Below are 22179 nucleotides of genomic sequence, written 5' to 3'. Positions count from 1 at the left end.
TTCCGGAAGCAAGCTCGATCTTTAAGTAAAATCTACATAAACTTAACAAAAGGTAACATTATGTCCGAATTACAGCGTTTCGCTTTTAAAGAAAAGGGTGAAGTGTACGAAGTCGTAATTGACCAAGCTGCAACCTCACAGGACGATAGTCCTTATGACGAAGAGAGGGACGTGCGAAGTGATGCGCTTAACCGGATGCAGCAAGCTCGCCTGCTCATTCGCAATTATGCTATGTATGCTGTCACAGCTTTTAAAGATTTCGGTGCGGCTGAGATTGAAGAAGTAACACTCAAATTTTCTATCAAAATGGGTGGCAAAACTGGCATTCCTTACATTACGGAAGGTTCAGCGGAAAGCAACTTAGAAATTGAGGTAAAGTGCAAGTTTCCTAAATCTGCTCCAAGCGAAAAGTCTTAAACCGTTCTTAAGCCTTAATTCCAGCTAAGTAAACCCACCTAACAAAAAAGAATAGGCACTTTCTCTTAGTCCGCCTCGGCGGACTTCGTTTGTCTATTTCAATGTCAAAAAGTTTCAATCGCCGAGTGATGCTTTTTTAGGGAGCATTCTCAAAAGTTCTCTGTGGTTTTTGCAGGACGTTACTTTACCAGACTGGTGTACCTTAGCGATGAAAGGTGCTTGATTCCCGCGAATAAATCGTTGCATATTTTCTAAGGCATTTACAAAAGCTTGTGCGACTACAACTCCAGAAACATCGCCGTCCACAAATGCAAAAAGCCTGACATTGCCTTGAGCCACGGCTAATAACTCCAAACGACGGCTAGCGATTCTCTTGTCTTTTGTTAATACCACCCAATTGCGCTCTCCAACTATCCTCAGCCAATCCTCATCATTGATATCTTGACTAAAATAATCGTCTTGAATTTCTACTTTAGCCCCCACATTTCGTAGTGAATCTGCCAGTTTTTTTCCTAAACATCTGTCTATGAAAAATATCTCATTCATGATGCCAACAGCGGAAGTTCGCAGCGAATACCTTCCTCAATTTGGAGCCGATCGCAATTGTAGTCTTCGGCAAGTTCATCGATGGAATCCCCAGCTTTGTAACGTTCCGCCAGCATAGCTGTGGGAATGCCAGTTCCAGCTAAAACTGGGCGGCCAAAGGAGATTCTGGGGTCAATCATCACTGTTTTAGGTTCGTCGGCACCTGGTAGCTTCGTGAAAGGGTAGAGTTTGAGGGGTAATCCAGCTTCATCTCGTACAATGCGATCGAAATAAGTTGCTAGAATCTGCCTCGCTTCCTGTTCCCTGTCGGATGCTGCAAGCTTCTGTCCGAATCTCTCAAACAAAAGAGCTATTCCCTCGATTTGAAACTCAATTCCACCGTATAATTGAGGAGTCGAAAGATGATCGTTGATGTAGTCGAGTTCAGTGCTAAGTTGTTTTCGGGAGAAGCCAGTAGCCTTAAAAATGGCAATCAAGACATGAGCCTCTACCAAATTTGTGAAAGAAAGTAGTGTAGTTTTGGACTGGGGAAGCAGTTCAAAATTGTTGGAGTGAGCTAACTTAATCAGTGGTTCAAAGAAGCGCTTTTCCGCTTTTGTTTTCGAGAACCAGCCACCAACCCAATCTCGCAACCTATCCTTCCGCAGCCTGAGATATTGCGCTGCTTGAGGGATAGAATATATAGGAATGTCGCGCGGATCGAAGTTTTTAGTATCAAGCATATAGCAATCCTAAATCATTTGTGAGTTTCTTACTCCCTCCCCTTGGTAAGGGGAGGGTTGGGGTGGGGTAAAAATTTTACGACTCATTTAGTATCAAGCATAGCAGTTGTCCTAATCCTAAATACTTATATATTTGCACAGTTCGCGGGCGATCGCAAAAATCTCTCTCTTCCATACCCCGATACCCGACTTCTTCAAGAAATCGGGTATCTAAAGCACTACGAATTACTTATTTTTCTGCTGAGTCTTAGCTTGTTCGATCGCAATTTCCTTCACAGCTTGGAACGAATTCAAATTCGACGCACCCTCAATCGCCTTCACCGCCAAATCTTGCACCTGTTTCAAAGCAGAATCAAGCTGTTTCGACAAACTAGCAATCCGAGACTCTTGATTTTGAATAGTCTGCAACATACCTTGAATTTGCAGTTCATAATTTTGCTTTTGTCCTTCCAAATCTTTAGCAAACAAATCCGCCTTCACTTTAGCTTGATAATTGCCGATGTTCCGACCATTATCTTTACCATTCTTGATATTAGCTTCCAGTTCTTTCGGAAAAGCTTCCACCTTTGCTTTCACCTCAGCATAAAGTTTTTCCCGTTCCGCAATAGATTTCTCCCGTTCCGCCCACTGTTTCTCTTGTTCCTGCTTAAACTCCTCGATTTCTTTGTACAGCGTTTGTTGGCGCTGTTCATATTCTTCAACATCCAGATTGCGCTGAAGATTCAAATCATAATAATACAACTCTTCATCCCGATCGCGAGTTTTTTGATCGCCATCATTGCGTTCTTGAACTGCTACTTTTTGCAGTTGTTGCTCTTTCTCCCAAGCTTGTCGCCGTGACAGCAAATCCTGTTCAATAGTTTCACGCTGTTCGCTGATTTCTGATACAAATGTTTTCGCACTTTCTTCATATTGTTGGATTAAATTATCCAGCGTATCTTCCGCAACATCTTCTAAACTGTGCAACTCTTGCAGTTGTTGAACTTCCTCACCAACAGTTCCCCGCAATTCCTCCAGTTTAGACGCTTCCGTTGTCAGTTTTTCAGACAGTTCGCTGACAGCACCACCAAAGCCAAATTGCAGTAAGATTAAATTGTCGATCGTAGACTGCATTTTTTGTTGATTTTGAACTAAAGTCATTGGTTTACTTACCTCCACAATTGTTTTTTCTGTAACTGCTACTTGTTTTTGTGAAACATTTGCTGATTGGCTGCTACTAACCTGCTTCAGTTGCAATTCCAAAGCAGTCTTGGCTTCTGCTGCTTCCTTGTACGCTTCCAAAATTTCAGCCTTGGTACTCTTGTCATTTACTTTCTTGTTCACAACTTTCCATCTCCTAATAGTTGGGCAATTTTTGTTTGATGTAAGTTCAAATTCTTAGTCCGCGGAGGCGGACTTTGTTTGTGTAGAAGCGGTTTCAACCGCCGAGTTTAAACCGCAGAATAACTTTAAGCTTTAGTAGCAAAAGCTTTCATTGCCAAATCTTGCGCTTGCTTCATCGTAGCTTGCAGTTGCGCCGAAATTTCAGCAATCTGTTCAGTTTGTCGCTCAATTGTCTGCTGCAAAGATTGTACTTTCAATTCATATCCCTGCTTAGTTCCTTCCCATTCTTTGTCCACTAAATCTGCCTTGACTTTAGCTTCGCGAGAAACTTCTTGAATAGCTTCCTCCTTAGCTTTAGTATTAGCCTGTTTCAGTTCTTCTTCAAATCCGGCTGCTTTAGTTTGATTCTTGGCAAACTCAGCTTGATTATCCGTGAGGAATTTTTCGCGTTCTGTCCAATTCTTATCTTTTTCGCGAGTAGATTGTTGCAGTTCCCGTTCTAATTTGCGTTTTGTTTCTTCATATTCGTCAGTTTCAACTTTGCGGGTACGTTCTAATTCGTAGCGATAATCAGCCGTTTCCTGTTCGCGTTCTTTGATTGTCAGTGCAGTTGTTTCTTGGACTGTAGTGTCAAACTCTTGTTGTTCTTTTTCCCAGACTTTGCGTTTTTGGATCGTGTCTTTTTCGATGACTTCGCGCTGACTCGCGGCACTTTGCTCTAAGGCTGTTATTTTCTCTTGGTGTTCTTGAGTTAAAATGTAGAGGGCATCTGCTACAACTCGAATTTGCTGCAATTGTTGCAATTGTGCTGTTTCTATTTCAATGCCGCGCTTTAATTCGTCTAATTTTGATGATTCAGCGCTCAGTTTTTCCGAAAGTCCGTTGATGATGCTGCCAAAATCTAATTGTAAGTCGGCTAAACCTTTGACAATACTGTCAATTGTGTAGGTGGAAGCGACTTCGAGGAGTTGTTTGTTTTTGGCTTTCTCGGCTTCTTGTTCTTTGGTTTCTACTTTGGATTCGATCTTTTTATTTTCAGCTAAAATTTGCTGAAAGTTTTGCAAAATTTTGGCTTTGCTATCTTTCGCAGTTCCTAGTGTCATAATCCTTATTTCTCCTGATTGGTGTAATTTGTTGATTTTTTGGGGGAAGGGTTCTAGTTATCCTAACTTGCGGATTTGGGTAAGGATGGTTTTGTATTTCAGGACGGGATTGAGTTTTTGTTCTGGATTGTTACCTACTAGAATTTGGAGGATTTTCTGACATCGATCGCACCGATGTTCTTGCCCGCATTCGCACTCGTCTATTATACTCAAGAGTGTGCTTTTTAGCAATTGATTTTGCGCCAACAAAGCTTGGTAATTTTGCTGGACTGATTCGGTAACTAAAGTCATGTGTTGGAAAGTTTCTGTGAGACTTTCGATATCGTTGACTGCATCTGCTCGGATTTGATCTATCAGCTCTAATTTGTCTTTCAAACGGCTTTCCAGCACGTTGGATGGGTTTTGTCGGTTCGTTAGTTTTTGCATTTTATCCAATGGTTAACAGTTATTGTAAAGGCGCGATTTAATCGCGCCTTTACAACAGAGTTAGAACAAGTCAGCAGTTGATTTATCTTCGGCTGGTGGCAGCGACATCGCGCCGTTAGAATTCAAAGTGATAGCATCACTTTCGCCGCTAGCATGAGCGGCCATCAAACAGGCAACTTCCTGGGGAGGAAGATTATCCAAACAGATCATTTGCCGCGTTCCTTCCAAATCGATCATGCGAGATTGATTGCTCATGTCGGACAAAACTGCGGCGGCTTGGTCGATAATTTCCCAGTCTTTGCGTTCTATCCAAGACCATTTCAAGCTGTAGTAATTGATGGGTTTTACTACTCCGCTATCGTCTGGTTTCTGACCGGAATGTTTGGTAAATTCGGGAATGAAAATACCTGTAGCTGGCTCGATTCCACGAGATTGCACAGACGCAACTAAGCGGTTGAAATCGTTCAGACTGCGGTTTTTGATGTATGTCGTCATGACAACTCCTTGGGGCAATTCACCACTTTCTGCGACAAACCAGAGTTGACCCCAAAGTGTATGGGAAGTTTGACCTAAACTGCCGAAGAGTTTGGAGAATTTGAGAATTGTCATGGAGCATTTGCTACCATAATCGGTGTCGCCGATTGTCCATTGACCACTTTGACAGTTGTTGCGGACGGCGATCGGGATTTCTGGTACTAGCAAAGCGTTGCTAGGTTTAGCACCAAATACTGAAAATGTTGGTCTTTCTTGTATTTTAGTCATTGTCTTTCCCTTTAATTATTGTTAGCTAGTTGTTGCTTGTTAGTGGGTAAATGGATATAGCAATAAAGGTTATTTGCCAGTGCAGCGATGCCCAACGCCCAATGCCCAATGCCCAATTCCCAATTCCCAATGCCCAATGCCCAATTACCTAATGAGATGTTTTGCTTTTTGTGGTTCTGGATAGGTGTATTCAAGCATCGCCTCTTGTTGAGCTTTAATAATCCGCAGCGCGGTGACTAAATGCTCTAACATTTCTAAGTGCTCTGGGGTGAAGTGGATGCTGAAGCCTTCGCCATCTCTTGCGTAGCCGGGACAAACAAGTGAGGCTGAGCTTTGTTCTTCGTTGGCTGCGATGTATAGCCAGTCGTCGTCTTCGAGCTTGTAATGGGTATCTGTCCAGGTTCTCAGCATTGGTTGTCTGTTCCTCCTTGTTTGCTCAATACAGTCCTGGCGAGGGGTCAAAAACCCGGTTTCTGCGTGAATATTTGTCGGAGAATCGAGGATTTTTGGCAGAAACCGGGTTTTTTGGTCTTAGCCCTGTAAAAGCGTTTTGCCCGATCGCGCTTCCGACTTTTTTGACAATCCACAAGCTGTATATAGCGTGTGTTGTCGGCGGTTTAGCCATTTCAACTCTACCTGTGTAGCTAAAATGTTGATTAAACCGTCAACTAAACCTAGTCTAGCGTATGTTGATTTTCCCGTCAAGTATTTTGTTGAATTTTTAATCAAAACAGGCTAGAATGCTTGACAGGAGGCAAAAAACCGTGGAACAGACACTTGAACAGACCTTTGGGAAACTCATCCGTCAAGCTCGCAAGGACAAAGGATACTCACAACGTGAGCTAGCAGCTATGCTGAGTGTGGATTTTACTTATTTGTCGAAGTTGGAGAACGATCGCGCGGATTATGCGCCCAAAGAGGAGGTAATTCGATCGCTAGCAAGGAATCTTGACATCAATGAAGAGGAACTAATTTTCTTAGCCGGGAGACTACCTCAGCAGTACGAAGCGCTGCTGAAGCAGAATCCGAAGGAAATGCAGGCTCTTTTCCGCCGGATGCAAGAAAATCCAGAGTGGCTCAAAAAATCATTCCAATCCTAAGAGAGGGCTTTCAAAGTGAGTATTTTTAAGCCGTATTGCTTCTATCCCAAAGAATCGATCGAGTGTTTGGCAAATGACATTTTGATGCGGATGCAAAAAACGCAAAATTTTGCTCCGAAATGGCCAATTGATGCGACAACTGTTGCTGATTTTCTGGATTTGGGAGTGGTTTGGGAGTTAATTGAGCCGGATGAAGAAGGTGCGATCGCGGCGAGGATTTTGCCACAGCAGCGGTTAATTGAAATCAACGAACAGATTTTGGAAAAACCGCCTGGGTTCATCGAATCGACGATCGCCCACGAAATTGGACACTGGGTGCTGCACATCAATCAGGATGAAGCTGACGGTGTTGTCAAACAGTTGGAGTTAAATCTGGAAAATGGGGAAAACACGTCGCAGGATGTGGAGGAACCGTTTGTGTGTCGGGGTGCGAGTGCTGATACTAAGGTTGCATCGATCGAATGGCAAGCACAATATTTTGCCAGTTGTTTGTTGATGCCACGAGGTATTTTGGAGGAGAAAAGGCAGGGACGGGATTTAACTAAATGGTCGCATTTATACAAAATGAGAGATGAATTGGGAGTGAGTATTTCCAATTTGACTAATCGTTTGCAAGAGTTTGGTTGGATTTATATTCCGAAGGGAACTCGCGAGATTTATGCTGGGAAAGATGCAGCGAATGGACAGCAGCGATTGTTTGGTTGATGTTTTTTACGTTTGTTTTGGAATGATTTAACCACAGAGAGCGCAGAGGGCACAGAGAAGAAGAGAGAGGACTAATATGAACGCCATGCTAACCGAATTTACCCTCGCCAACTTCAAAAGTTACAGTACAAGTCGATTGCCCCTTGGATCGCTAACCGTACTAATAGGAGCCAATGCCGCAGGCAAAAGTAACGCCCTTGAAGGTTTGCGCTTTCTGTCATGGCTAGCACAAGGTCAAAAACTCTCTAGCATTCAATATGCCGTGAATAGTGCCGATCGTGTTGTACGCGGTCGAGTAAATGATTTGTGCCATCGGGGAGAGTCAAATTTTACCATCGGTTGCCGTTTGGACTCAACAGAATGGAACCAACTAGATATCACCCTGAGTGAAGTTTTTATCTGGTCACTAGACAGTGATATCAAATCCGGTAACATCGGAATTATTCATCTCTCTTATCTCCCTCTGTGTTCTCTGCGTTCTCTGTGGTTAAATCATTCCGATGCAGCCGGAAACGATATGACTTACTGAACTATCACCACATCCCATAAATTTATCAGAGAGAATTCCCTTCAAAAATGAGTTCTGAGTTTCGGATTCCAAGTTTAGTAAAAAACTCAAACCTCAAAACTCAAAACTCAAAATTCTCTCAAGCTAAATGTATCCAAACGCTATCAATTACCGACCCCGGCGAGGAACCATCGTCTCGATATTGATATTAGCCAGAGGAACGCGCTGTGGAGCAGTAGCAGGCATTGGCATATTGCGAGCCATACCCAGGTAATTTGCCGGATCTCCAGCTCTGAGCTGCTTCTCTTGAGGCACAAAACGGCGTACAGAGCTCTGCCAAATGATTTGTGGGAAGCCAAGCTGCGAGCGGTGGTACTCACCGTAGCGAGGAGTCTTCAAGTTAAAGGGTGTCTCCCCTGCAACTCGCTGAGGCAAGATGCGGCGCTGCTGATAAGGCACTGTATCGTAGCCGAACTTATTCAGGTACTCATCGCTATTGAGCAAGTCGTCAATAAAGCCTTGAGGCCCTTTATTCGCTACCACTATCGACCAAGCAATCTTTTCGCGCTCGCTGTAAACATCCCGGCCCAAAATCCGCTGAACGCACATTTCGACAAAGCGGTAGTTGCTGTTAGTTTGATAATTCCGTTCCAAGAAAGGGAACGAAGTAGCCAAACCGCGAATAAAATCCCGCACTGTAATTTGGCCGAACTTGAGTTGCGACTCCAAAGACTTTTGGCGGTTACTCTTAAGGATTTGGTGTTCGCTGTAAATCTGGCGATATCCAGCCCAAATCAAATTTTCCATGTCCCCGGACGAGAGCACATTTTCAGTTGTGAAAATTCTGGGCTGCTCGTCGCCTCCGACTTCATAGCCAGCTACGCGCTGGTTTTGGCTCTTAGGAGCGTAGTTCAACAAAGGAAGCGCCACGTTATAATCTCCGTTATCTCAAATTTTCACAAATAGCTGATACTGCGATCGGCCAGCTTGACACTCTCAGGGCTGAAGCCACTGAGATTCTTGGTTCACTGATATACCTTTAAACTGTCCATCCTTTCGGCAATATTTAAACCTAAAATCCGTTCAATTGAACCAAGTTTTGAGCCTAATTTAAACAGCCTTAGAGGGCTTATCTCCCCAAGCGTTAGAGAATCACTTCTCTTGTTTCCGTGTGCCCCACGGTACACCTAATTAAATAGATTAGGGGATTCTCGCAGCCTAAATCTGATTTTCCTGAATTTTTGCAACAATCTGTAATATTGTTGACGGTTGACGGTTGTCAGTTGGCTGTTGGCTACCAACAACCAAATTACCAGCCCAAGGCTGAGTAGAACTCGGTAGTGACTGGCTCAGCCTCTGCTGCTGGCTTCGCGGCCTCGGCATCGGGTTCCACGCGAACTTCTGTACAAAAAGTGGAAGTGCTGAAACCGCCAAAGCGCTTTACCGTACTTGTCCGCATCCGCACATTGGGACCTGCGAACCAGAAACGCTCGATCGAACTCATCGTCTCGTATTCGGTAATCAGCATCAGCCCATCCTCATCATCCATCTCAAAACGACCAGCCACCGGCACAATTTCCGCATAGCCACGTTCCCGCAACATCAAACCTTGGCGCGGATTTTCAGGATCGGGGACGATCGCGAACACCGTAGAGCCTTTATGATTCTCATCATCCTTATCCCAGGCCATGGAGCCGTGCCAAGTCACAAAAGCGCCTCCGGCAGCCCGACTGGGGTCAATTTCGTGCATCTGACAAATCTCGGCTACTCGCGTGTCATCGGCACCAAGGGCCGTCACCTCAATATTGGAATCCCCAATCTCCGTTTGGCGGAAAGGGAGGTGGTGAGTGCTGCGCTGCGATCGCCACTTCCCTGCACTGCTGTGAAAAAACTCCATTGCATCCATCATAAATAGCTCCTTTGGCTTAGTCTTCGCGGTTTGTACGTTTTTTTATGATAAAGCTCCCCCCACTTAGATGTACTTTTATGGCACAAATTAGTAGCAAAATGTGCACCTTGGACAGATTGTCAAGTTAATGTTATGATAGTTTACAATGTAGGAACAAAAGAAATCCAGCGAAACGTGATTTCGATATATCTGATTTCGATTTATCTCATGTAGCAAAGTGGAGGAGCGATTTATGGATATGCCTATAAGTCTGAGCATGGAACAGCAGTTCAAACTGCAAGTGTTGCGAGAACAAGTCAAAACCTTAAGTCAAAATGAAGCTCAGGAATACCTGCTAGAGGTGATGCGGCAAAATATGGTCAAAGAAAACCTATTAAAGTTTTGGATGAAGAAAGGCTGATCGAGTTGGCTGAAGCAGAAGTCGGGAATTTGCCGCAGGATTCCCACAACTCCCGACTTCTGGAATTTCTCCTAGAATACCCAAAAATCTGGCGCAGAACAGGCTGTTTGCCCTGTTCTACAGTAATTATGGGAGATGTCTCATATTTAACTTTTGATAACTTGTCGCATTTTTTCCCAGTGCGATCGATATTGTGCGATCGCCCTATCCTCAAAAGGCAGTAGAAACTCGCTTCGATCCAGAATCTTGGCATCGGGTAATAGTACAGGATTAGTCCGAACCTCCCCAGGCAAATTCTCCGGTTTCATCCCCACAACAATCGGCGAACTAACTTTACTCAGCAAAGATAATTGAGGCGCAACAGAAGGTTGCCAACAAAAATTAATCCATTTTGCTACTAATGGTACTGGATTTCCCGACGCTGGTTCTACCCACAAATCTGTCCAAAGTGCAGTGCCCGCCAGGGGAACTACTACGGCTAGATCTTTTTGAGTTGCCAGCAGTGGTAGGATGTCTGCTGATGAACCAACGGCTAACCAAGTATCACCTAAAATCAAAGGTTGCAGGTAAGCATCGGAACTATAAAATTTAACTTGCTGATGTAATTTTGCGAGTTCTTTTTTGAGGTTAGAAACTTTATCTAAATCCTGGGTATTGTAGGATTTACCTAACTTTTTTAAAGTTAAACCAATGACTTCTCTGGCATTGTTCGGTAGAGAAAGGCGATCGCGCAATTCCTCACGCCAGAGGTCTTTCCAATCTGTAGGAGTCCATCCCAAAGCCTTAAATTTGTCAGTGCGGTAGGCAATTACAGTGCTTCCCCACCGATAAGGTGTGGCCCAAATTTTACCTTTAGGGTCTAACTGACCCTGATTATTTCGTCTTACCAGTGTTCGCCATCTTTCGGGGATTTGTGGCCAGTTAGAAAATTTCTGGGGATCGATCGGTCTAATTAATTCTTGCCTAATTGCCAAAGTCAGCCAGTAATCTCCCAGCATCACTAAGTCAGCTTGATTTTTGGTTTGGGGACTCCGTTTCCAGTCTTGCAATAGGGCGAACAATTCTGTTAATTGCGTTGACTGCGTTACCTGCAAAACTGAAGAGGGTTTTGAATCGAGGCTAAACTTGCTGACGAGTTGGGCCGGAATCGCATTTTTGAGCGATCGAATTTTGAGACTAGGCTTCGACTCACACGCAGCAGCCAATTGAGTTAAAGTTAGGGTAGCTGTCCCCAATAGCAAAGACCTTCGTTTCACTTTTGAATGCGCTTTTCTAAATATTTACCGATGGTTTTGTGTTCTGTGGCCGGAGAAATAATCGTTGGTCGAGTCCGGTACTCGGAGGCGATGTGTGTTATTTCTTCCTCAAACACAGAGCCATTGTACTCGGTTTTTTCACACAAAGTTGCAGCCTGGGCTGCTTAAAATTCTCTTTTCCAGGGCGTAATCGTCCCCAAGCCCCCGTGGCCCTCACTTTGGCGATCGCAAACATGAGGTACAGCAACCCAGGGGCAATTTACTTTTACGAAGGGGAACACCACTAATTGACGCCACGGATAGATTGACGCTCTGGTCGATCGCAGACCATATTTTTTATTTAAAAACGGATGAATCTGGAGGAAGACACCCAATGGATGAAGGGTAAAATTTCAAATTGAGGAACAAATACCTATCAATTTTGCTGAAATGTATCGCCTCAATCTACCCTCATGATTTATATCACAAGAGTTGGCTCAAAAATTAAATAATTTGGTGATAAATCACATTTATGTAATGATTTGCCTAAGATATAAACATATAAGTTAAGATACACAGGACTGATTTATGGAAGCGCTTCGTCAACAAGTTTCACTATTGACTGAACAAGTCAATGCCCTCTACAAACTCATAGAAAATCTCAATCAAAATTTATTGGAGTCAGCTAACCAAACTAAGCTGACCCAGCAACAGAACAACCAGCGATCGAGCCTCGAAGGCCGTGAATCGCTCTCTGCCTATCCCGCCTACAGCAATCTGGATGCGATGCTAGATCACAAAGACATCCTATTGGATGACAGTTACTTTGACAAGAATTCTCAAAACCTGGAAAAAGAACTGACAACCGATATTCAAATCCAGCGCCTAACCGCCCAGCTCACAGCAGCTTACAATCGCATTGCCGCCCTGGAGGAACAGTTGCTGTCAAAAAGAATACACTCACAAAAATAGATAATTTTCATTGAAAAATGATAGTAAATATCGGGAAAAAGTTCCTCAGCAAATATAGCCACTCCCAGCAGGAATTTAGTTATTTGATAAGCGCGAGGCTAAAACTTCAACAGCTTCTAGAAGTTGAGATGGAGTCCAATTTGCCATGATGTTAGATGCGATCGCACACGCTCCAGCACCGACACCTTCTTTGACATATCCGCGATCGTAAGCTTGAAGTTGGGGATAAGTAGAACCTGCAAAACTTAGCTGTGCCGCCAACAAAGGTACACCGCCTACTTCATTAGCGAGTCCTACCGTGTCCCCTGTAGGGTCTTGAGCCACCCAGCCAGTGGTCCCCACCACCACTCGTTCGGGACACCATACAAGAGCATATTCGCGGGCGATCGCCTCCATCAAAGCATAGACAGCCAGCATTTGAGTGCCACCAGCCAGCATGACGCCACAAGTCCGACTCGCCGCGATCGCCATTGCCGCCGTCGCTATCTGCATGGGATCTCCCACCGCAGCCACCAATTCCAGAGGAGATATTTTCCCCCCCATTTTCCAGCCCACCATTTCAAGTCCCGTAGTCACTGCGGCGAATTTTTGAGCATGATTGCACTGAGGGTGACTGCTATTAACTTTCCCCGCCGCCGCTATACCCAAGCCCATTAATACAGCCAAAGCCGTAGTCGTACCGCCAACCACGCACTCCCCTAAAATCACGTAGCTATCATGGGTGGTAGCAGCTAATTTAGCTCCCCACATTAATCCTTGTGCCAGCAAATGTTCCACTGTTTTGAGTGCTAAAGCCTTCCCAGATGTCAGACATTTGGCCCTTTGCCCCCCTAAATCTATGGTAGGTACGGGAGGAAGCAAGGGCAAACCAGCGTTAAATAGGTAAAGGGGAATTTCCAAAGCCTCGACTACAGCGCGAGATATCAGTACCGGCGATGCGCCTGCTTCTAGGGGTGGCAAGGGATATTGGGGCTGAATTTGGGGGCCGTTATACAAAAATTCTGCATCTGCTAAACAGGTAAATTGGCGATCGTGGGGAGTTGCGCCGGCTGCGGAAATACCGGGAATTAAGCCAGTATCAGTAAATCCTAAAATGCAGGCAAATAGGGGTTTTTTCCCCCCATAGGATTCCACCCACCTGTTGCCCTGTTGAATTTCTGTATAAATATCAATCATCATTAGTTATTAGTTATTGGGTCTTCAATAACTATTCTTCGTAATCAATCAAAACTTGTACCCAGCGTGGTGGTCGGGGGATGGGATTTCCTAAACGATCTAACAACAGCAAAGCTACTAAATGTACTACGAATAAATAGATAATATTATTAACTAAAATCATCCCGGCCGCGATCGCCTGAATCGTGTTCAAACTCGGCACGCTCAGCCAACCTAGTTTCACAAATACCCATTCCACCATCTCTGCTACTTGGGCGGTGACATAAACCCAGAGGTCTTGGCCCACCAAGGCTGACAGCAGCCAAAACCGAAAAAAGAAGCCAAAAGTCCCAATTAGCGCGCCCAAACTAATCGAAACAGACCAACTGGTTTTGCGCCTCCACAGTCCTCCGAGGGCAACTCCCATGATCCCAAAAGGTATGACATATAAAATGCTGCGGGTCGGACCCATCAGTACCGATAGTAACAAACCCGAAACTAAAGCCGCCATCCAAGCGGCCCGCTGACCCCAGCGCAGGTAGACTAGGGCAATGGGCACTGGAAAGAAGACTCGCAGCAAAGGTCCCAGTGGAAAGTAGTAATTTACTAGCCAAATCAAGCTAGCGGTACTTGCTAAAAATGCCGTTTCTACCAGCCTCAAAGGTGTTGCGTTTCTGTTTGAGGTTGGGTCTGGATTTGGGCGATCGGCGGACAAAGCTGAAATAGCTGGGTTCTGCGGGTCGTTATTTGTATTAGGCGAACTGCTCAAATTTGATGCAGAATCTGCTGAGAAAAAATCACTCATCCGATTTTAGATTTGATATTTTAAATTTTAACTTTCACGGGACTAGAAACCAGTTTTTTTGAGTCGATAAATCCTAGCCCAAATTGATATTTATCCCTAACTTCTGGTTTCTGGTCATCAGTGTGATTTGAGATTAAATTTCTCAGCTAAACAATCACCACGATTATTTTTAGACCTTGGGTTCCTGAATCACAAAAACCGAGCAAGATGCGTGGTGAACGACATAATTGCTGACGCTACCGAGGAAAGCTTCCGCGATCCCCGTGCGCCCACGCCGCCCCAAGATGATTAAATCTGCGCCCCAATTTTGGGAATACTCACAGATACAATGGCCTGTATCGCCATCTATTTGGGAGTCAAATTCCACCTTCACTCCTTGATTTGCTGCTGCGTCGCAGTAATTTTTCAGCAAACTCTCCCCTTGTTTGACTTCTTTTTCTAGCAACAAACGTTGAGTTTGATAAGCCTGATCCATTAATTGTACATTCATGCCCAAATCTACCGGAATTGGTACGGCAGACTCGCCCAAGGAGTTGACGGTGACGCAATGAAATAGCATCACAGCAGCTTGATTAGCCTTAGCTAATTCTAAAGTTTCGTTGAACACGCGGTGGCTCAATTCAGAGTCATCTAAGGCCGCAAAGATTTTATGAAAACTCATTGATTAACCTCCGATGGTAATTAATAAACAGCGACAAGGGAGAGAATGCCTTCGACTTTAGTTCACAATCTCTCTCACTTCTACACTAACAGCCGTTCTAGGGCGTGCAAGTCTGGAATACACAAAATGTCGCGTTCGCGCTGAATAGTTCCTTTTTTTTCCAACTTGCTCAGCACCCGCGTTACTGTTTCCCTCGCTAGACCGCTGAGACTGCTCAATTCTCTGTGTGGGAGGTTGGGAATTTCTGTACCTCCTGTGGACATGATTTTCCCTTGTCCTTCTGCCAAAAATAATAGAATGTCTGCTACTCGCGAGGTACTGTCGGACTCTCGCAAGCGGAGACGACGATTAACTTGTCGCAGCCTGCGGGCCATCAGTTGAGCGAGCCGAATCCCTGCTAGCGGCTCGGTGTGAATGAGTTGCACAAAATCCTGGGATGGCATATTACCGATCAGTGTCGGAGCTAGGGTAATGACATCTGTCGATCGCGGTGTTTCTTCGATCGCAGCCATTTCACCGAATAGCTCTCCTTTGCCTAAAATATTGAGCGTTACTTCTTTTCCGTCTAAGTTGTAGGTGCGAATTTTAACCCAACCATCCAATATAAAATACACAGATGTACCCCAGTCATTTTCCAACAAAATCACTTGATTTGAAGGATGGCTGCGGGTAACAATGTGGACAGTTGCTCTCTCAATTACAGGATCGGGTAAGCCTAAAAAGAAAGGAGTGGATACTATCAATTGATTGATATTTGACTGCGGATCTCGGGTGTTAAAGCGGTCTTCCATGAGGCCATCATTTTAATTTATGCGTTCGAGCTGTGCTGGGCAGTTAAAAATAGCTTGCAGCCGAGTCATTGGATTTAAGAAACTACAAACAAGAATCTAAAATTAGCAGTTTTACCTCTAAATTTTTGCTCAAAAAGGTCAAAAAATGGAATTAATAGCCTAAATCTCGGATTGGGAGCTAGAAGCTAAAAAATATACCACAATTTTTGATACCAACATCTGTCACCGAAGTTTAGCTACATAATTGTAGCAGCCTAGTCCGAGAGTCAGAGGATGTGACTACCTTTGTCAAGCAGCTAGCGAGAGATAGTCTAACACTCCGCTGAGAGCTTTGTTGTCAGGAGACCCCAGCAGTCTATTGGTACAGTCCGCTAATATGTCATGCCAGTAACAAAATAGGATTTTCTACTGGCGAGCAACTCTCCCAGGTCAGCATCAATGGAAGATTCGGGGGAATAGTAGCCTCAAGGTTGGCGATCGATCTTGCGAGACTGGCGAGTTGTCTTAGCAACCTATCAGAGAACCCCCAAAACATTGTACCATTAATGTCTAGCCATAGATAAAGATAAAAAGCTATCATCAATTCTTACCGATCGCAAGGCAAAACATAGATAGTAGTTGGCAAGAAGTAAAAAGAACCCTACAGATGGTCGGGCCCAAAAATACTACACCCGAAACAGGGGGATTGCATCCTGATTAATCTATGTATTTGAACATGACTCTCCCATGACTTCAGCCTTTTTTTGGTAAAGTTTTTCGCAAGCCGCATTCTTAGAGGTTCCGCCCTTGAATTCTCAGAAGTACAAAATTCAAGCACTAATTGCTGAGATTGACGAGGTACTCAGCAAACCCGTACCCCGATTACCTTGGACGGGTTCGCTCGATCTCGTGCACCAGCGTCAACTTTTAGAGCGAGTTCGCACCTATCTGGTTTCCCCAGACTCAAAGCTAATGGTGCCAGACAAACCAGCCAACAGTCCCCAGATACGCCCGCAACCAGTTCCAGTACCCAAAGTGCCACTGGCGACAAATCAACACTCAACCACAGAGCAAATCTTGCAAGCAGTCACCGGAGAAATCAGCCATTTGCGAGAAAAGCTGACTGGTCCACTGCAAGAAGACATAGAAGCTCTCCGTCAACAACAGCAGGCTCTGGTTCAAGAAATCAAGGAGCTGGAAGTCAGACGTCAGCAGCAACAATCCTTAGCTCAGCAACAAGCCCACCAACAGCAAATCATTTCGGAATTTTTGCAAGCAGTCACCAGCCGCTTGCAAGAAACCTGGCTCGGCAATTTACCCCCAAGCCCCCAAGCAACTACCTCGGACTCCCTGGAGGTGCATCCACAAGCCCCAGGAGAATCATCGGTGCCGACATCGGCCGACAGGTTGGAACAACTGCAACAATTCGAGACAGAAGCCGATCGCAGGCTCATGAGACTTGATTCTACAATGCACATTGTATTCGAGGCTTTGCAAGCAAATTTGGAAAGCTATCAAGCATCTTTGTCCCAAGGAATCGAAAAAATGCACGGTTTCGGTCAACAGAGCGAGATGATGTTTACCGCTTTCGTCAGCCACTTGGCCCAGGAGTTAGGCCGAGAAGCATCATCCTATCTACAGCAGCCCATCGACTTGTCCTACCTCGGAAATGCCACCTTCACCAGCGAGATACTACCAAACACCTCTCAAACCCAGTTAGCTACCGAAACTCCCAGAGCAGAAATGGCGATCATCGCAGATGGGAGTAGTAGCAACCAACTCGCAGAACAAGAAAGACTACCCTATGCGGGAACAGAAATTTCTTCCCAATTCGGACAATTGAAACGCGATCGTACTTCCATAGGCATTTCGCTCCCGGATTTGGAAGAAAACTTGTTCGGTTCCGGGCCCCAAGTCGATCGACCAACAACTCCATTTCCAGAGGCTCAATCCGAACCATCATCGGCAAAAACTGATGAAGAAGTTGAGGATGTTTATGCTAATTTATTTCTCGCAGCCGAAGTCGCAGAACTAGACCTGGAAAACTTCGTTATAGAAAATACCGCAACTGCTAGCGAAAGTAAATTAATCCCCTCTGAAAATCAGCCAGTAGTTACCAGTGAATCACCACTAGATAGTCAGGGATTAGATTTGTTTGGGGAACTAGAATTTGAGGATTCCTCTGCATCAAATCAGCCAGTAGTTACCAGTGAATCACCACTAGATAGTCAGGGATTAGATTTGTTTGGGGAACTAGAATTTGAGGATTCCTCTGCATCAAATCAGCCAGTAGTTACCAGTGAATCACCACTAGATAGTCAGGGATTAGATTTGTTTGGGGAACTAGAATTTGAGGATTCCTCTGCATCAAATTCCAGCTTGTCAGGAAATGAGGAAGCGCTAAATGCGACGAACGAGTTGTTTCAAAATCTCTTGCATGAAGATGAATCAGCTACTGAGGCTGGGGATCAAACCCGATCGACATCTGAGCTACCACGGGCTTTGAGAAGCAAGAGAGAAAGTAGTTCCACATCCCAAAGCGCGCCAACTAATTTAGAACCCAGTAATGTCGCCCCTGAAGATTTTTATATCCAAGCTTCACCGGACGAAAACTTGCTCCCCATCGAGTCCTTGGAGGAAGAAGATGTGGATCGCTCCCTGAACTTGGACAGCGATATTCTGGAACAATTGGAGTCGGACCTTTACAGTCTCGAAGGATTAGAAAATACTAGCCCCAGGCTATCCCCAGACTCCACAACAGTCAACTCAGGTTTCTTTGCCGATGCTGAGGCTAACACAGCAAACCCTTTTCCAGAAATGGCAGAGGCAGAACTAGGCACCCTAGAAGATTTGTTCCCAGATATCTTGGAAGAATCATCGGAGGATGAAATTTTTACTTTAGAAGACGATCTGGATTCTGATTTATTGACTCAAGAGGAAGCAGCGAATGTCAGTCTAGACAATATTTTGGCTAGTTTGACCCAAACAGAAGAAAATCCGATTAATTCTGCCAATCCTTCCCCAGAAACTAGCAGATTGCGGTCTCATCCTCCAAAAAGTCAAAAAAAAAACCTAATTTCGATCGAGAGTAAAAAAGCAGCATCAGTTCCCAATTCTGTTGCAAGCTCCATCGCTCCTTCATTCCCCGAATCTCCAACTTCATCGCCCCAGCGCCCCAATTCTCACTGGTATTTAAGCATTGACTTCGGTACCTGCGGGCTTTCGGCGGCTTTGGTCGATCAGCAAAACCATCAGTTGTACCCAATTTACTGGGAGAAACAAACCTCAAAAACATCGCCTAATGATGCTTATGAGCCTGTTACCACTTGTCGCATTCCCTCAGTTGCTGTTTTGGCAAAAACAGCAACTGAGGGTCTAGGACAGCAAATAATGGTCAAGTCAGTGGGCGATCGACCACCGACTTTACTGGTTGGGGAGTTGTTGCTGCAAAATTTCAAACTACCCTTGAAGGTGGGCATTCCCTATCTGCGGGAAACAGGAGTTGTCTATGAGCCTCTGTTGCAGTTTTTCCAGGAGCAGGCTATTTCTATCGCTTTGCCCCTCAACGGTTTGCGGGCGCTGTTGACTACTTTAAATCCCAGCTTGCAGGGGCAGAATGATGATTTGTCAATGCCTAATTTAATCTGTCGAGCTTCGGGATTGGAGAAGGAAACTCTGGATGAAGCGCTGCAAAACTTACAGGGCGTAATTTTGGGGAGTCCGGCCCATTGGTCCGATGCTTATCGGTTTAATCTGCGGGAGGCGGTTTTGGGTGCGGGACTGGTGGCCGCAGGTGAGCAAATTTTTGTGGTGGAAGATGCGATCGCCACTTTGCTTTCTGCGGTAACTCCTGTGACAAATGCCTATTTTGGGCAGTCGGAAACCGGCGAATTGATGAGTGAGGAAAATCCCGAATCTAACCGACAGTTAGTGCTTCATGCTTCGTCTTTTAGCGGGGGAACTTTGATTATAAATGCGGGGGCGACGACAGTAGAATTGGGTTTAGTTGATTTGCCGGAAAATAGTCAACATTTAAGTTATACTGATTTTGCTTGCCAAAGTTTTGCTTTTGCTGGCAATGCTTTCGATCAAGATATTATTTGTCGGTTATTAGCTAAAAATGAAACCTTTGGAATGTCGCTGGATTTACCTCGTCCCGGACATCCAGATTTACCCAGTCGTTATCAATTGCAGCAGGGGTTACAAAGTTCCACTTTTGGTCTGCAATTGTTGGAAGCAGCCAGACATTTAAAGGTGATTTTGCAGCATCAAGAAAGCTTTGTTTTGGATATTGGCGAACAACGTTGGAATGTGCGACGGCAGGATTTGGAAAGTCAGGTTTTAGTGCCTTTTGTGCAGCAGTTAAACCGCGAATTGAATGTTTTGTTGAGTCGTGTCGGAATGTCGCCAGTGGGCATAAATCAGGCTATTTGTGCTGGGGGAATGGGCGCTTGGCCGGCGATCGCCCGTTGGCTGCGACAGAAACTCCCCAATGCGATCGTAGTTCAATACCCAGAATTTGAAGATGTGAAAATCAGTCGCGTTGCTTGCGGATTGGGGAGTGTAGCTGTTTATCCTCAAATTTTAGATGCTTCGAGGCACCAATACGGCAACTTTTTTATCCTGTGGGAATTAATGCAGGTGCTGGGGGAAGCAGCTATGAAGTTTGAGCAAATTTTGCAGTTATTGGAACGCCGTGGCGTGAACACTCGTACCTGTGAGTCCCGGATTTTGGGGATTTTGGCTGGAAATTGGACTGCGGGACTTTTGCCCGATCGCACCGATTTAATGTTGTTAGCGCCGGATTCTCAACAAAATCCTGATTGGGAGGCGATGGGGGCCGCACCGCTGTTCTTTCAAGATGGCGATTCCCTACGGGATAGCTGCGCTTCACGGACCTATAGTTTGAATATCCCACAGGCTTCTATAGTGCGGGAATATTTGACCAAACTCGCCTCTAGCAGTCAGCAAAAAATCTTAGAACCCCTCACAATTGCTTGGGGTGTTCGGACAAATAGTTAATAGATTCCCCATGCTCTATTCCCATTCAATGCAGGAGTAATCGATGTTGTTAGAATTAGCGATCGGCGATGCTTATGGTGCCGGTTTTGAATTTGCCCCGGAGCAGACAATTGAATTGTACAATAATCTCCACGGCTACCTCAAGCATCCCTTCCACGATATCTCACCGGGATGCTACACCGATGATACTCAGATGAGTTTAGCAATTGCTGAAGCGATCGTTAGCCAAGAACCTTGGACACCGGAACTTTTAGCCCGCAAATTCATTGCAGCTTTTCATCGCGATCGCCGACTTGGTTATTCCCGTAAGTTTTACAATTTTTTACTGCAAGTTCAAGACGAAACAGAATTCTTAGCCAAAATTAACTCCGCTAGCGATCGAAGTGGAGCCGCGATGCGAGCTACCCCAATTGGCATTTTTCCTAGTATTGAAAAAGTCATCGAAAATGCTACCATTCAAGCAGCAATTACCCACAATACTGCCGATGGCATTAATGCAGCTAGAGCCGCTGCTTTGATGTCCCATTACTTTATTTATCAGCTAGGTTTCAAGCAGGATTTGGGCAATTTTCTCGAAACACACATAGCTGGTCAATGGTCAATCCCTTGGCAAGGAAAAGTTACATTAACAGGTGTAGTTTGTGTCAGAGCAGCTATTACTGCTGTGATGCGAAATGATAGTATGAGCCAACTGCTCCAAGATTGCATTGCCTTTTCTGGAGATGTAGATACAGTAGCAAGTATTGCTTTAGCCGCTGGTTCTTGTAGCAGGGAAATTGCCCAAGACCTTCCCGACAATCTGGTGCAAGGATTAGAAAATCTATATTACGGTCGAGATTATATCAGAGAACTGGACCAACAATTAATGAATTGTATTGTTAAGTAAAGTGACCGCAAAAATGTTAACTTAAAAGCTTCCTGATTCCTGATTCCTGAATTTCCCCCCTTGGGGGGGGGCAGGGGGGGGTGACTTCTTCCTTCTTCCTGAATTTCCCCCCTTGGGGGGCAGGGGGGGGTAATATCGTTTCCGGTTGTATCGGAATGATTAAACCACAGAGAACACAGAGGACACAGAGAAAGAGAAGAGAGAAATCATAATTCCGATGTCAACGGATTTGATATAACTTCTTCCTTCTTCCTTCTATCTTCTTCCTTCTTCCTTCTTCCTTCTATCTTCTTCCTTCTTCCTTCTTCCTTCTTCCTTCTTCCTTCTTCCTTCTTCCTTCAAAATTTATGAATTTGCCTAATTTAATTACTTTTTCTAGATTGCTGGGAGTGCCTTTTCTCCTGTACGGTTTATACGATCCAAGCGTGCCAAGTCGCTGGATTTGTGTAGCAATTTTTGTGGTGGCGGCGGCTACGGATTGGCTGGATGGCTATTTGGCTCGGAAACTCAATCAAATTACAGATTTGGGGAAGTTTCTCGATCCTTTGGTGGATAAATTGTTAGTGTTAGCGCCACTTTTAGTTTTGATTGAGTTGGGTAGAGTCCCAGCTTGGGGTGTGTTTCTAATTTTGGCAAGGGAGTTGACAATCGCTGGGTGGCGTGTTAATAAAACTAAAATTTCTGGTGCTAATATCTGGGGTAAGCTGAAAACAGTCAGTCAAATTGTGGCGATCGCGCTTTTAATTGCTCCC

At 44.8% G+C, this 22179-nt stretch carries 24 protein-coding genes; 9 read left to right on the top strand and 15 right to left on the bottom strand.

Annotated features, from left to right (window positions below; all coding sequences use genetic code 11):
• Positions 1-60: 60 nt before the first annotated feature.
• Complete coding sequence (locus AAFP11_RS14350) at positions 61-417, top strand: CU044_2847 family protein (protein WP_341737674.1); 357 nt, start codon at positions 61-63, stop codon at positions 415-417.
• 114 nt (positions 418-531) lie between these two features.
• Here the strand turns inward: AAFP11_RS14350 and AAFP11_RS14345 are convergent, their stop codons facing one another.
• The 7 genes from AAFP11_RS14345 to AAFP11_RS14315 form a co-directional block, all read right to left on the bottom strand.
• Positions 532-963 (bottom strand): Mut7-C RNAse domain-containing protein, encoded by a 432-nt coding sequence (locus AAFP11_RS14345; RefSeq protein ID WP_341737673.1) that lies wholly within the window; start codon positions 961-963, stop codon positions 532-534.
• Positions 960-1685: a DUF433 domain-containing protein gene (locus AAFP11_RS14340; protein WP_341737672.1), complete on the bottom strand. Its 726-nt coding sequence runs from the start codon at positions 1683-1685 to the stop codon at positions 960-962. Before AAFP11_RS14340 ends, AAFP11_RS14345 begins: the two co-directional genes overlap by 4 nt.
• 225 nt (positions 1686-1910) lie before the next feature.
• Entirely contained in the window at positions 1911-3008 is a 1098-nt protein-coding gene (locus tag AAFP11_RS14335) for a hypothetical protein (RefSeq protein WP_341737671.1), read from the bottom strand.
• A 125-nt stretch (positions 3009-3133) separates the two neighbouring features.
• Entirely contained in the window at positions 3134-4111 is a 978-nt protein-coding gene (locus AAFP11_RS14330) for a hypothetical protein (protein WP_341737670.1), read from the bottom strand.
• Between the two features lie 57 nt (positions 4112-4168).
• On the bottom strand, positions 4169-4537 hold the full coding sequence (locus tag AAFP11_RS14325) for a hypothetical protein (protein WP_341737669.1): 369 nt from the start codon (positions 4535-4537) through the stop codon (positions 4169-4171).
• A gap of 60 nt (positions 4538-4597) precedes the next feature.
• The gene (locus AAFP11_RS14320) at positions 4598-5299 is read right to left on the bottom strand and encodes a hypothetical protein (RefSeq protein WP_341737668.1); all 702 of its coding nucleotides are present in this window, start codon (positions 5297-5299) and stop codon (positions 4598-4600) included.
• 144 nt (positions 5300-5443) lie between these two features.
• A complete protein-coding gene (locus tag AAFP11_RS14315) occupies positions 5444-5710 on the bottom strand; it encodes a hypothetical protein (RefSeq protein ID WP_096829010.1) in 267 nt (88 codons plus the stop codon).
• Positions 5711-6039: 329 nt separating this feature from the next.
• On the opposite strand from AAFP11_RS14315, the gene AAFP11_RS14310 reads away from it, so the two are divergent.
• The 3 genes from AAFP11_RS14310 to AAFP11_RS14300 all read left to right on the top strand — a co-directional run bounded on the left by AAFP11_RS14310 (position 6040) and on the right by AAFP11_RS14300 (position 7633).
• Positions 6040-6399: a helix-turn-helix transcriptional regulator gene (locus AAFP11_RS14310; RefSeq protein ID WP_341737667.1), complete on the top strand. Its 360-nt coding sequence runs from the start codon at positions 6040-6042 to the stop codon at positions 6397-6399.
• 15 nt (positions 6400-6414) lie between these two features.
• Positions 6415-7104, top strand: a complete 690-nt coding sequence (locus AAFP11_RS14305; protein ID WP_341737666.1) for an ImmA/IrrE family metallo-endopeptidase — start codon at positions 6415-6417, stop codon at positions 7102-7104.
• Between the two features lie 76 nt (positions 7105-7180).
• The gene (locus AAFP11_RS14300) at positions 7181-7633 is read left to right on the top strand and encodes an AAA family ATPase (RefSeq protein WP_341737665.1); all 453 of its coding nucleotides are present in this window, start codon (positions 7181-7183) and stop codon (positions 7631-7633) included.
• A 147-nt stretch (positions 7634-7780) separates the two neighbouring features.
• On the opposite strand, the gene AAFP11_RS14295 is transcribed toward AAFP11_RS14300, so the two are convergent.
• The gene (locus AAFP11_RS14295; protein ID WP_341737664.1) at positions 7781-8542 is read right to left on the bottom strand and encodes a phycobilisome rod-core linker polypeptide; all 762 of its coding nucleotides are present in this window, start codon (positions 8540-8542) and stop codon (positions 7781-7783) included.
• A gap of 379 nt (positions 8543-8921) precedes the next feature.
• A complete protein-coding gene (locus AAFP11_RS14290) occupies positions 8922-9518 on the bottom strand; it encodes a phycobiliprotein lyase (protein ID WP_341737717.1) in 597 nt (198 codons plus the stop codon).
• A gap of 235 nt (positions 9519-9753) precedes the next feature.
• On the opposite strand from AAFP11_RS14290, the gene AAFP11_RS14285 reads away from it, so the two are divergent.
• Entirely contained in the window at positions 9754-9921 is a 168-nt protein-coding gene (locus AAFP11_RS14285; protein WP_340525620.1) for an NblA/ycf18 family protein, read from the top strand.
• Between the two features lie 146 nt (positions 9922-10067).
• Here AAFP11_RS14285 and AAFP11_RS14280 read toward each other — a convergent pair whose 3' ends face one another.
• Both AAFP11_RS14280 and AAFP11_RS14275 read right to left on the bottom strand, forming a co-directional pair.
• Complete coding sequence (locus AAFP11_RS14280) at positions 10068-11177, bottom strand: extracellular solute-binding protein (protein ID WP_341737663.1); 1110 nt, start codon at positions 11175-11177, stop codon at positions 10068-10070.
• On the bottom strand, positions 11174-11323 hold the full coding sequence (locus tag AAFP11_RS14275) for a phycobiliprotein lyase (protein ID WP_341737662.1): 150 nt from the start codon (positions 11321-11323) through the stop codon (positions 11174-11176). Before AAFP11_RS14275 ends, AAFP11_RS14280 begins: the two co-directional genes overlap by 4 nt.
• A 421-nt stretch (positions 11324-11744) precedes the next feature.
• On the opposite strand from AAFP11_RS14275, the gene AAFP11_RS14270 reads away from it, so the two are divergent.
• Positions 11745-12128 carry a hypothetical protein gene (locus AAFP11_RS14270; protein WP_341737661.1) on the top strand — a complete coding sequence of 128 codons (384 nt, stop codon included), beginning with the start codon at positions 11745-11747 and terminating at the stop codon, positions 12126-12128.
• A gap of 75 nt (positions 12129-12203) precedes the next feature.
• Here AAFP11_RS14270 and cobT read toward each other — a convergent pair whose 3' ends face one another.
• The 4 genes from cobT to AAFP11_RS14250 form a co-directional block, all read right to left on the bottom strand.
• A complete protein-coding gene (gene cobT, locus AAFP11_RS14265; RefSeq protein WP_341737716.1) occupies positions 12204-13304 on the bottom strand; it encodes a nicotinate mononucleotide-dependent phosphoribosyltransferase CobT in 1101 nt (366 codons plus the stop codon).
• A 31-nt stretch (positions 13305-13335) separates the two neighbouring features.
• Positions 13336-14088: a DUF2232 domain-containing protein gene (locus AAFP11_RS14260; RefSeq protein WP_341737660.1), complete on the bottom strand. Its 753-nt coding sequence runs from the start codon at positions 14086-14088 to the stop codon at positions 13336-13338.
• Positions 14089-14257: 169 nt separating this feature from the next.
• Entirely contained in the window at positions 14258-14749 is a 492-nt protein-coding gene (locus AAFP11_RS14255; protein WP_341737659.1) for a universal stress protein, read from the bottom strand.
• An 80-nt stretch (positions 14750-14829) separates the two neighbouring features.
• The gene (locus AAFP11_RS14250) at positions 14830-15540 is read right to left on the bottom strand and encodes a Crp/Fnr family transcriptional regulator (RefSeq protein WP_340525437.1); all 711 of its coding nucleotides are present in this window, start codon (positions 15538-15540) and stop codon (positions 14830-14832) included.
• Positions 15541-16326: 786 nt separating this feature from the next.
• Here AAFP11_RS14250 and AAFP11_RS14245 point away from each other — a divergent pair.
• The 3 genes from AAFP11_RS14245 to pgsA all read left to right on the top strand — a co-directional run.
• Entirely contained in the window at positions 16327-20541 is a 4215-nt protein-coding gene (locus AAFP11_RS14245; RefSeq protein WP_341737658.1) for a hypothetical protein, read from the top strand.
• A 43-nt stretch (positions 20542-20584) separates the two neighbouring features.
• Positions 20585-21427, top strand: a complete 843-nt coding sequence (locus tag AAFP11_RS14240) for an ADP-ribosylglycohydrolase family protein (protein ID WP_341737657.1) — start codon at positions 20585-20587, stop codon at positions 21425-21427.
• A 347-nt stretch (positions 21428-21774) separates the two neighbouring features.
• The coding region (gene pgsA, locus AAFP11_RS14235; RefSeq protein ID WP_341737656.1) for a CDP-diacylglycerol--glycerol-3-phosphate 3-phosphatidyltransferase at positions 21775-22179 on the top strand (405 nt) is incomplete at its 3' end.

Origin of the sequence: Microcoleus sp. CAWBG640, from assembly GCF_020883015.1 — a bacterium.
Lineage (GTDB): Bacteria > Cyanobacteriota > Cyanobacteriia > Cyanobacteriales > Microcoleaceae > Microcoleus > Microcoleus anatoxicus.
Note: the sequence above shows the minus strand (reverse complement) of the source record. Positions and strands in the feature narration are given on the sequence as shown.

Bases quoted from the DNA above. Each gene is read 5' to 3' on its own strand.
- AAFP11_RS14345 (WP_341737673.1), bottom strand. From the start codon at position 963: ATGAATGAGATATTTTTCATAGACAGATGTTTAGGAAAAAAACTGGCA.
- cobT (WP_341737716.1), bottom strand. From the start codon at position 13,304: ATGATTGATATTTATACAGAAATTCAACAGGGCAACAGGTGGGTGGAA.
- AAFP11_RS14325 (WP_341737669.1), bottom strand. From the start codon at position 4,537: ATGCAAAAACTAACGAACCGACAAAACCCATCCAACGTGCTGGAAAGC.
- AAFP11_RS14315 (WP_096829010.1), bottom strand. From the start codon at position 5,710: ATGCTGAGAACCTGGACAGATACCCATTACAAGCTCGAAGACGACGAC.
- AAFP11_RS14320 (WP_341737668.1), bottom strand. From the start codon at position 5,299: ATGACTAAAATACAAGAAAGACCAACATTTTCAGTATTTGGTGCTAAA.
- AAFP11_RS14255 (WP_341737659.1), bottom strand. From the start codon at position 14,749: ATGAGTTTTCATAAAATCTTTGCGGCCTTAGATGACTCTGAATTGAGC.
- AAFP11_RS14270 (WP_341737661.1), top strand. From the start codon at position 11,745: ATGGAAGCGCTTCGTCAACAAGTTTCACTATTGACTGAACAAGTCAAT.
- AAFP11_RS14260 (WP_341737660.1), bottom strand. From the start codon at position 14,088: ATGAGTGATTTTTTCTCAGCAGATTCTGCATCAAATTTGAGCAGTTCG.
- AAFP11_RS14300 (WP_341737665.1), top strand. From the start codon at position 7,181: ATGAACGCCATGCTAACCGAATTTACCCTCGCCAACTTCAAAAGTTAC.
- AAFP11_RS14250 (WP_340525437.1), bottom strand. From the start codon at position 15,540: ATGGAAGACCGCTTTAACACCCGAGATCCGCAGTCAAATATCAATCAA.
- AAFP11_RS14330 (WP_341737670.1), bottom strand. From the start codon at position 4,111: ATGACACTAGGAACTGCGAAAGATAGCAAAGCCAAAATTTTGCAAAAC.
- AAFP11_RS14350 (WP_341737674.1), top strand. From the start codon at position 61: ATGTCCGAATTACAGCGTTTCGCTTTTAAAGAAAAGGGTGAAGTGTAC.
- AAFP11_RS14340 (WP_341737672.1), bottom strand. From the start codon at position 1,685: ATGCTTGATACTAAAAACTTCGATCCGCGCGACATTCCTATATATTCT.
- AAFP11_RS14285 (WP_340525620.1), top strand. From the start codon at position 9,754: ATGGATATGCCTATAAGTCTGAGCATGGAACAGCAGTTCAAACTGCAA.
- AAFP11_RS14310 (WP_341737667.1), top strand. From the start codon at position 6,040: ATGCTTGACAGGAGGCAAAAAACCGTGGAACAGACACTTGAACAGACC.
- AAFP11_RS14290 (WP_341737717.1), bottom strand. From the start codon at position 9,518: ATGGATGCAATGGAGTTTTTTCACAGCAGTGCAGGGAAGTGGCGATCG.
- AAFP11_RS14240 (WP_341737657.1), top strand. From the start codon at position 20,585: ATGTTGTTAGAATTAGCGATCGGCGATGCTTATGGTGCCGGTTTTGAA.